Source organism: Vibrio sp. V33_P6A3T137, from assembly GCF_009904835.1.
GTDB lineage: Bacteria > Pseudomonadota > Gammaproteobacteria > Enterobacterales > Vibrionaceae > Vibrio > Vibrio metschnikovii.
Genome location: NZ_WXWK01000048.1, coordinates 1 through 9,384, shown reverse-complemented (window position 1 = coordinate 9,384; position 9,384 = coordinate 1). Strand labels below are relative to the sequence as shown.

The window sequence follows — 9,384 nt, the reverse complement described above, 5'->3', positions numbered from 1 at the left end:
GCCCCAAGGTCAAAATCATCCAATACATAGAAAATGAAAAGACGACTCGCCGCTTATTGCGTACTCGCCATATAAAATTCATATTTTTATCGATATTTGAGATCAGCATTAACGCGGCGATAAATAAGAAAGCCCCACCAACAGCAGTCATTTTTCCCGTATTAGCAACAAACTGCAGTAAAGCGTTACTCACCGCATCGCCGGCCGCAGGAACAAAGTGAGTGATGACAAACTCTTGGATAATTTCCCCTACATTATCGAAAATCGCGAAAGAAGAAAGAATGGATAACAACACCGTTAACATCGGTACAAGCGACAGCAGGGTAATATAAGCTAAGTAACCAGCATTAATATTGATTCGGTCATGATTCATTCGGTTGAATAAATAACGTACAAACCGCACGCTTTGCTTAAATAACATCTCTAGGGCCAAAATCTCACTCCTACGTTGTGCTGTCCACTATGCTAGTGTACTGAAAAATTGACGCTATTGCTTCTCCACCAGCACAACATCTTATGTCAGGATATCCTTAAACGCATCATCCAACGCTTCATCCCCCTTGATTAGACATCACTCTCACACCAAGCCAACTCGCGATATAAAAAAACCCTTAGCCTTTACAGGATAAGGGTTTTCACTGCCATCATGACCATTAATTAGCCACGAGAAGCACGTTTACGCTCGTTTTCGGTTAGGTGTTTCTTACGAATACGAATGCTCTTTGGCGTCACTTCAACCAATTCATCATCATCAATGAACTCAAGTGCTTGCTCAAGAGTAAATTTAATCGCAGGGGTTAGCACCTGAGCTTCATCCGTACCAGAAGCACGTACGTTAGTCAGCTGCTTGCCTTTTAGACAGTTTACGGTGAGATCGTTAGAACGATTATGAATACCAATCACTTGACCTTCGTAGACTTCGTCAGCATGCTCAGTAAATAAGCGACCACGCTCTTGCAAGTTAAACAATGCGTAAGTTAATGCCTTACCCGTTGCATTAGAAATCAGCACGCCATTGACTCGCTGACCAATATCACCACCTTTGTGAGGGCCATAATGATCAAACGTATGATAAAGCAAACCTGAACCTGAAGTTAATGTCATAAACTCAGTTTGGAAACCAATCAGTCCACGAGAAGGCATCACAAAGTCTAAACGAACTCGGCCTTTACCGTCTGGCGACATATCTTTCATCTCGCCTTTACGTAGACCAATTTTCTCCATGATCCCGCCTTGATGCTCTTCCATCACGTCGATAGTCACGGTCTCAAACGGTTCCATTAACTGGCCATTTTCTTCTTTAAGAATAACTTCTGGGCGTGAAACCGCTAATTCAAAGCCTTCGCGACGCATGTTTTCGATCAAGATAGAGAGGTGTAATTCACCACGACCAGAAACACGGAATTTATCGGGATCTTCGGTTTGCTCTACACGAAGTGCCACGTTATGCACTAACTCTTTCTCAAGACGCTCAAGAATATTACGTGAAGTAACGAACTTACCTTCTTTACCGGCAAAAGGAGAAGTATTGACTTGGAAAGTCATGGTCACTGTAGGCTCATCAACGCTCAATGGTGGTAATGCTTCAACGGCATTAACATCACAAATCGTATCCGATATCTTCAGCTCACCCAATCCAGTAACTGCGACGATATCACCAGCAGTGGCCAGTTCGGTTTCCGTACGTTGTAAACCAAGGTATCCGAGTACAGTACCGACTTTACCGTTGCGTTTTTTACCATCAGCAGAAATAACCGTTACTTGTTGGTTAGCCTTTACGCTACCACGAGTCACACGGCCCACACCGATAACGCCAACGTACGAGCTATAATCAAGTTGTGAAATTTGCATCTGTAATGGACCAGAAAGATCCACTTGTGGAGGCTCCACATTATCGACGATGGCTTGGAACAATGGTTCCATGTTTTCACCAATAACACCTTCTTCTAAGGTCGCCCAACCGTTCAGTGCTGAAGCATAAACCACTTGGAAATCCAACTGTTCATCACTTGCACCTAGATTATCAAACAAGTCAAACACTTGATCCATTACCCAGTCAGGGCGAGCACCTGGACGGTCAATTTTATTGATAACGACAATCGGCTTTAAGCCATGAGCAAAAGCTTTTTGAGTCACAAAGCGTGTTTGTGGCATAGGACCATCAACAGCATCGACAATCAAGCAAACACAATCAACCATAGACATAATACGCTCAACTTCACCACCGAAGTCAGCGTGTCCAGGGGTGTCTACGATGTTAATACGGTAATCGTGCCAATTGATCGCGGTATTTTTGGCAAGAATCGTAATACCACGTTCTTTTTCAATATCGTTCGAGTCCATGACTCGCTCTTCAGCGTCACCGCGAGACTCTAAGGTACCCGACTGCTGGAGTAGTTTATCCACCAAGGTCGTTTTGCCGTGGTCAACGTGCGCGATGATCGCGATGTTTCTTAGTTTTTCAATTTGTGGAGTAGCCATGGAGTTTTGCTTCACTTATTTTACACAGATAGCTCGTTTCTACGGGAGTGCACAAACGTAGCCAAAATTTTCGTTAAAAAAATGGTCAATAATGTACCAGATTTTGGCGAAAAACCTAGAAAAATGTGATCTATCACGCTCAATATTGTCCCATTACATCCTAGTCGTCGTTCCCGCTTAATTCAAACCCGATCCCCACACAGAAATGAAGATTGACAAAGCCATGAATAATCGGCTGAATGAACAAGCTTTGTTAGCCGTAGTGAGCAACGCTACCGTATTGCACCACAAAAGTGCAATACGTGATCTTTTTGGTGCAACAATACGCACCAAACTCACCCATCAAAACACAAGCAATTGATTTTATGGACAATAAAAACTGGCACGATTATCGCTTAGATAAATACAGTACTGATTAAGCTTGATGAAAAAACATTAATCTGTGCTGATTTCATTTTGATTCGAGCCCAAACCGCTTTATTTAACACTGGAGGTTATCCAAGATGTCAGTAGAAAACGTACTATCGCTGATCCAAGAAAACGAAGTTAAGTTTGTTGACTTACGCTTTACCGATACAAAAGGTAAAGAGCAACATATCTCTATTCCTGCTCACCAAATCGACGCAGACTTCTTCGAAGAAGGTAAGATGTTCGATGGTTCATCAGTTGCTGGCTGGAAAGGAATCAATGAATCTGACATGGTGATGATGCCTGACGCATCCAGTGCCGTGCTTGACCCATTTACCGATGATGTCACTCTCAATATTCGTTGTGACATTCTTGAACCAGCCACGATGCAAGGCTACGACCGTGACCCACGCTCTATTGCTAAGCGTGCCGAAGATTATATGCGTTCAACCGGTATCGCAGATACCGTTCTTGTCGGCCCAGAGCCAGAATTTTTCCTCTTTGATGACGTAAAATATACCAACAACATGTCTGGTGCGTCATTCAAGATTGACGATATCGAAGCCGCTTGGAATACAGGTGCAGAAATTGAAGGTGGTAACAAAGGTCACCGTCCAGGCGTAAAAGGCGGTTACTTCCCTGTTGCTCCAGTCGATTCATCACAAAACATCCGCTCTGCGATGTGCTTGATCATGGAAGAAATGGGCTTAGTCGTTGAAGCACATCACCATGAAGTGGCCACCGCAGGTCAAAACGAAATCGCGACTCGATTTAACACGTTGACCACAAAAGCAGACGAGATCCAAATTTACAAATACGTTGTACATAACGTTGCTCATGCGTTTGGCAAAACCGCGACCTTTATGCCTAAACCTCTCGTTGGTGATAATGGGTCAGGTATGCACGTACACCAATCACTAGCAAAAGATGGCGTCAATTTATTTGCGGGTGACAAATACGGCGGTCTCTCTGATCTTGCCCTGTATTATATTGGCGGTATTATCAAACACGCCCGTGCTATTAACGCTTTCGCTAACCCATCAACTAACTCGTACAAACGTCTTGTTCCAGGGTTTGAAGCACCAGTTATGCTTGCTTATTCAGCGCGTAACCGCTCTGCATCGATCCGTATCCCTGTCGTGCCAAGCCCGAAAGCGCGTCGTATCGAAGCTCGCTTCCCAGACCCAGCAGCAAACCCATACCTTGCGTTCGCTGCACTACTAATGGCAGGCCTTGATGGTATCAAAAATAAAATCCATCCTGGTGAAGCAATGGATAAAGATTTGTACGACTTACCAGCAGAAGAAGCAGCTGAGATTCCAAAAGTCGCCGAATCTTTAGAAGTCGCGCTAAAAGCACTTGACGAAGATCGTGAGTTCCTGACCGTAGGTGGCGTGTTCTCTGATGATTTCATTAACTCTTATATTGCTCTGAAATCAAAAGATGTTGAGCGTGTCAATATGGCCGTTCATCCACTTGAGTTTGAACTTTATTATTCGGTGTAATCAGCACCTAATGTAAATCTCAGCTTATTTTGCAACGTAATTCTAGGCTCGCCTCGCAGGTGGGCCTTTTGTTTATTTGGCTTTCTTTCCATTCACTTTAACATCGTCATCGTCTAACCAAACAGGAGCATAACCGTCAAACCTAATACCTAATTCGGTGCTCACTAGCTCCATTGCACCATTTCTGAGCAAATAAGCCGTAAAATATGAGGTAAAAAATGAATCCGATATTTATCGTGTGTTTACTGATCTACAGCGTGCTGTTGCCAATCACCTGTCATGCACAAACGGTGTACGTTTGGGAAGATGAACACGGGATAGTTCATTTTAGTGATTTTGCTCAGAGCCCACATGCTCAATTAATTACCTTATCAGTCGACGATCATCTTGCTCCCGAGCCTCAATTTAGTGAAGCAATACCAATCGATGAACCCCTACCAAGTAAAACCTCTCAACCTAGCCGCTCCGAGTTGCCAGCCTTAGCACTACAGATAATCTCGCCACTTGATCAACAAACGATTCGTGATAACCAAGGACGAATTAAAGTTGTCGTTGAGTTAAGTCGCCCTTTGACAACCCATCAGCACCTACAACTGATGCTTAATAACCAAGCCTATGGTGCGCCTAATACGCAAAATTATTGGGAGTTAAAAAATATCGATCGAGGTGAACATCGTTTGATGATTCAAGCAATTGAAAACGGCAAGGTTATTGCATCAACTAAGTCAGTAACGGTTTATTTACATCGAGCTGCGCGGCATTAATCGGTCATTGTATGATCTCATACTGAGTGAACAAACCATAGCAAGCTGATATCTCATGCTTTATCAATGCAAAAGGGTGACAACACCTCGTCAGCCAATGCCGCGATAACTGACAGCCATGAGAAATGAAGACTCTCGCTCTTATTTAATCTTTTGCTTTTTATTCCGTTGCGCCATACTGAACTATCGACCGCACCAAACTGGTGCAATGTATCAATAGGTAATAGGATGCCGCTGTGAATCTAGACCGAAGTGAAGCGATATTAAATAATCTCGTCACCGCAACGTTGTTACTCGATGAGAACTTATCTGTTCGTTATGCTAACCCTGCGGCGGAGCAACTCTTCTCGCAAAGTGCTAAACGTATTCTTCATCAATCATTGTCTGCACTCGTACAACATGCCTCGCTTGATCTCGCTTTATTAACTCAACCATTACAAAGCGGACAAAGTATTACCGACAGTGACGTCACGTTTGTAGTGGATGGCAAACCACTGATGCTAGAAGTCACGGTAAGCCCTTTTTCATGGCAAAAAGAGCTCATGCTATTGGTTGAAATGAGGAAGATTGGTCAACAGCGACGTTTAACACAAGAACTCAACCAACATGCTCAGCAACAAGCAGCAAAGTTATTGGTGCGAAGTTTGGCCCATGAAATTAAAAATCCGTTAGGAGGATTACGCGGCGCAGCGCAACTACTCGAGAGAATGCTTCCTAATCGTGAATTAACTGAATATACGCAAATCATTATTGAACAAGCCGATCGTTTAAGAACGCTAGTCGACAGGCTACTTGGCCCCCAAAAACCTGGAAAAAAAACGCATGAGAATTTACATGTTATTCTAGAAAAAGTAAGGCAATTGATTGAATTGGAAACAACCCACTCAATCACCATTGAAAGAGATTATGATCCGAGTCTACCTGAGCTATTGATGGATACCGATCAAATTGAACAAGCACTATTAAATATTGTTAGTAACGCTGCGCAAATCCTCGCTCACCAACCTTATGGAATGATTACGCTGCGTACCAGAACCGTGCATCAAGCCAATATTCACGGTCATCGTCATAAATTGGCCGCTAAAATTGAAATCATCGACAATGGCCCTGGCATCCCTCTTGAGCTGCAAGATACCTTATTTTATCCCATGGTGAGTGGCCGAGAAGGAGGAACAGGACTAGGACTGTCCATCTCACAAAACCTCATTGATCAACACAATGGAAAAATTGACGTTGAAAGCTGGCCAGGGCGTACCGCATTTACCATTTATTTACCCATTTAACCTGACCAGGATCCGGTCGAATAAAAAGGAGAACAAACATGAGCAAAGGATACGTCTGGGTGGTTGATGATGATAGCTCAATCCGCTGGGTTCTCGAAAAAACCTTAGCCGCAGCCAATATAAAATGTGAAACCTTTTCTGATGCAGAAAGTGTCCTAATGGCGTTAGAAAGAGAGACACCAGATGCACTGATCTCTGATATTCGAATGCCTGGCATGGATGGTATTGAGCTACTTAACCAAGTCCATTCTCGTACGCCTGAATTACCGATCATTATTATGACGGCTCATTCTGATTTAGATGCAGCCGTGAATGCGTATCAGAAAGGCGCTTTTGAATATCTCGCCAAACCTTTTGACGTCGATGAAGCCGTTACCTTAGTCGAACGAGCGATGGCACACGGACAAGAGCAGCGCACGACTCAAGTACAGCACACAATCTCAACCTATAGATCACCTGAAATTATTGGCGAAGCACCGGCGATGCAAGAGGTGTTTCGAGCGATTGGCCGACTTTCCCGTTCCTCCATCTCGGTACTGATTAATGGAGAGTCAGGAACAGGTAAAGAATTGGTCGCTCATGCTTTACATCGTCATAGTCCTAGAGCACAAAAACCATTTATCGCCCTTAATATGGCTGCCATTCCGAAGGACTTAATTGAATCCGAACTGTTTGGACACGAAAAAGGGGCTTTCACTGGAGCAAATAGTGTTCGTCAAGGGCGCTTTGAACAGGCCAACGGGGGAACTCTCTTCCTTGACGAAATTGGTGATATGCCACTTGATATACAAACACGATTATTGCGAGTACTTTCTGACGGACAATTTTATCGCGTTGGTGGGCACCTAGCTTTAAAAGTTGATGTTCGCATTGTGGCTGCAACCCATCAACACTTAGAAAAATTAGTTCAACAAGGAAAATTTCGTGAAGACTTATTTCATCGCCTTAATGTGATCCGAATTCACATTCCGGCTTTACGTGAGCGGCGACAAGATATTGAAAAACTGACTAAACATTTTTTAGCATTAGCAGCAAAAGAGCTCAGTGTAGAAATGAAAACATTGCATCCTAAGAGTGTTGAAATTCTTAATCGCTTGGATTGGCCAGGTAATGTAAGGCAACTAGAAAATATGTGCCGATGGCTAACAGTAATGGCCAGCGGCAGTGAAGTTTTGCCAAGCGACTTTCCGCCAGAGCTACTCCAACAACGTAAAGCAGTAGAAACAACAACGGATATACATTGGCAAGCTCAGCTTGAGGTCTGGGCAAGATCTGCATTAGCGGCTGGTGAAACCGATCTTTTAACCCATGCTCAACCAGAATTTGAACGTATCCTATTAGAGGTAGCGCTCGATCATACTCACGGCCATAAACAAGAGGCAGCTAAAGTATTAGGCTGGGGACGCAACACCTTAACGCGTAAATTAAAAGAGCTTTACTCGTAAGCTATCAACACTTTCAGTAAACAATAACAAAATAAAGATGAATTGTGCAGATTCCCAAGCTCGTCTTACTGACAGACATGCGTTTGGTTTTTATACTTGATTGACAATATGACTTGGAAAAATGCCATGATAACCAAAAACTTCCCTCTTACCGATTTACATCGCCATTTAGATGGCAACATACGCACTCAAACCATTCTCGACCTAGGTCGTAAGTTTAATGTCGCACTGCCTGCCAATACGGTAGAAGGCTTAACACCTTATGTACAAATCGTTGAAGCAGAGCCTTCGTTAGTCGCTTTCCTATCTAAATTGGACTGGGGAGTTGCGGTACTAGGTGATTTAGAGGCATGCCGTAGAGTCGCCTATGAGAATGTAGAAGATGCTTTACGTGCTCAGATTGATTATACCGAATTACGATTTTCACCTTACTACATGGCCATGAAACATAATCTCCCTATTGCTGGTGTCGTTGAAGCCGTCGTGGATGGTGTACAAGCTGGGGTTCGCGACTTCGGGATTCAAGCTAATCTGATTGGTATTATGAGCCGAACTTTCGGAACCGATGCATGCCAGAAAGAATTAGAGGCGATTCTTAGCCAAAAAGATCATATTGTCGCAGTCGATCTTGCTGGTGATGAATTAGGACAACCTGGAGAGCGCTTTGTCCAACATTTTAAACAAGTTAAAGATGCAGGGTTACATGTCACAGTACACGCTGGAGAAGCCGCTGGTCCTGAAAGTATGTGGCAGGCGATTAAAGAATTAGGGGCTACACGTATTGGCCATGGCGTCAAAGCGATTAACGATTCCAAGCTGATGGATTATCTGGCAAAGCATCATATCGGTATTGAATCTTGTCTAACATCTAATATTCAAACCAGTACGGTTGAAAGCTTAGAGAAACACCCAATTAAACTCTTTTTAAATCACGGTATCTTGGCTTGCCTTAACACAGATGACCCTGCTGTAGAAGGTATAGAACTTCCTCACGAATATCTGATCGCTGCGCCTAAAGCGGGCCTTAGTGACGAACAGATTTATCAGGCACAGAAGAATGGTGTAACACTTGCCTTCTTATCTGAAAGTGAAAAACAGACGTTAATAAACAAAGTCGCCGCACGCCACTAGGCCAATATAAAAAAGGCCAATAATATAAAAAATAAAAAAGATCGAAACATTCGATCTTTTTTATTGAGATTTAATCAGGTGCATAACGCAAAAAAGCCGCTAATAAATTAGCGGCTTTTTAAATAGTGGCGGAGAGATAGGGATTTGAACCCTAGGATAGCTATTAACCATCGCCGGTTTTCAAGACCGGTGCTTTCAACCACTCAGCCATCTCTCCAAAATTTTTAATCCACAAGTAAATAATATTTGCTCATGGTCGGCCGCTTATTAAGCGGCAAAATTAAAGCCTGGCGATGTTCTACTCTCACATGGGGAGACCCCACACTACCATCGACGCTGTTTCGTTTCACTTCTGAGTTCGGCATGG

General features: G+C 43.4%; 7 protein-coding genes, 1 tRNA gene and 1 rRNA gene. 5 read left to right on the top strand and 4 right to left on the bottom strand.

The features are described 5' to 3' along the window. On the bottom strand, positions 1-421 hold a 421-nt coding region (locus tag CAG60_RS04095; protein ID WP_443275466.1), incomplete at its 3' end, for a YihY family inner membrane protein. A 236-nt stretch (positions 422-657) separates the two neighbouring features. Continuing rightward, entirely contained in the window at positions 658-2,481 is a 1,824-nt protein-coding gene (gene typA / locus CAG60_RS04090) for a translational GTPase TypA (protein ID WP_004394366.1), read from the bottom strand. Positions 2,482-2,984: 503 nt separating this feature from the next. Between typA and glnA the strand changes: the two genes are divergently transcribed. The 5 genes from glnA to add all read left to right on the top strand — a co-directional run bounded on the left by glnA (position 2,985) and on the right by add (position 9,017). Next, positions 2,985-4,394 carry a glutamate--ammonia ligase gene (gene glnA / locus CAG60_RS04085; protein ID WP_154169882.1) on the top strand — a complete coding sequence of 470 codons (1,410 nt, stop codon included), beginning with the start codon at positions 2,985-2,987 and terminating at the stop codon, positions 4,392-4,394. Positions 4,395-4,612: 218 nt separating this feature from the next. Further along, complete coding sequence (locus tag CAG60_RS04080) at positions 4,613-5,158, top strand: DUF4124 domain-containing protein (RefSeq protein ID WP_158144593.1); 546 nt, start codon at positions 4,613-4,615, stop codon at positions 5,156-5,158. A gap of 236 nt (positions 5,159-5,394) precedes the next feature. Then, positions 5,395-6,441 carry a nitrogen regulation protein NR(II) gene (gene glnL / locus CAG60_RS04075; protein WP_004394361.1) on the top strand — a complete coding sequence of 349 codons (1,047 nt, stop codon included), beginning with the start codon at positions 5,395-5,397 and terminating at the stop codon, positions 6,439-6,441. A gap of 38 nt (positions 6,442-6,479) precedes the next feature. Next, complete coding sequence (gene glnG, locus CAG60_RS04070; RefSeq protein ID WP_004394360.1) at positions 6,480-7,886, top strand: nitrogen regulation protein NR(I); 1,407 nt, start codon at positions 6,480-6,482, stop codon at positions 7,884-7,886. Positions 7,887-8,012: 126 nt separating this feature from the next. Beyond that, positions 8,013-9,017, top strand: coding sequence for an adenosine deaminase (gene add, locus CAG60_RS04065; RefSeq protein WP_161425435.1), 1,005 nt, complete (start codon positions 8,013-8,015; stop codon positions 9,015-9,017). Between the two features lie 126 nt (positions 9,018-9,143). On the opposite strand, the gene CAG60_RS04060 is transcribed toward add, so the two are convergent. Beyond that, positions 9,144-9,234: transfer RNA gene (locus tag CAG60_RS04060), tRNA-Ser, on the bottom strand. A gap of 68 nt (positions 9,235-9,302) precedes the next feature. Continuing rightward, a 5S ribosomal RNA gene (gene rrf / locus CAG60_RS16855) occupies positions 9,303-9,384 on the bottom strand; the annotation flags it as partial.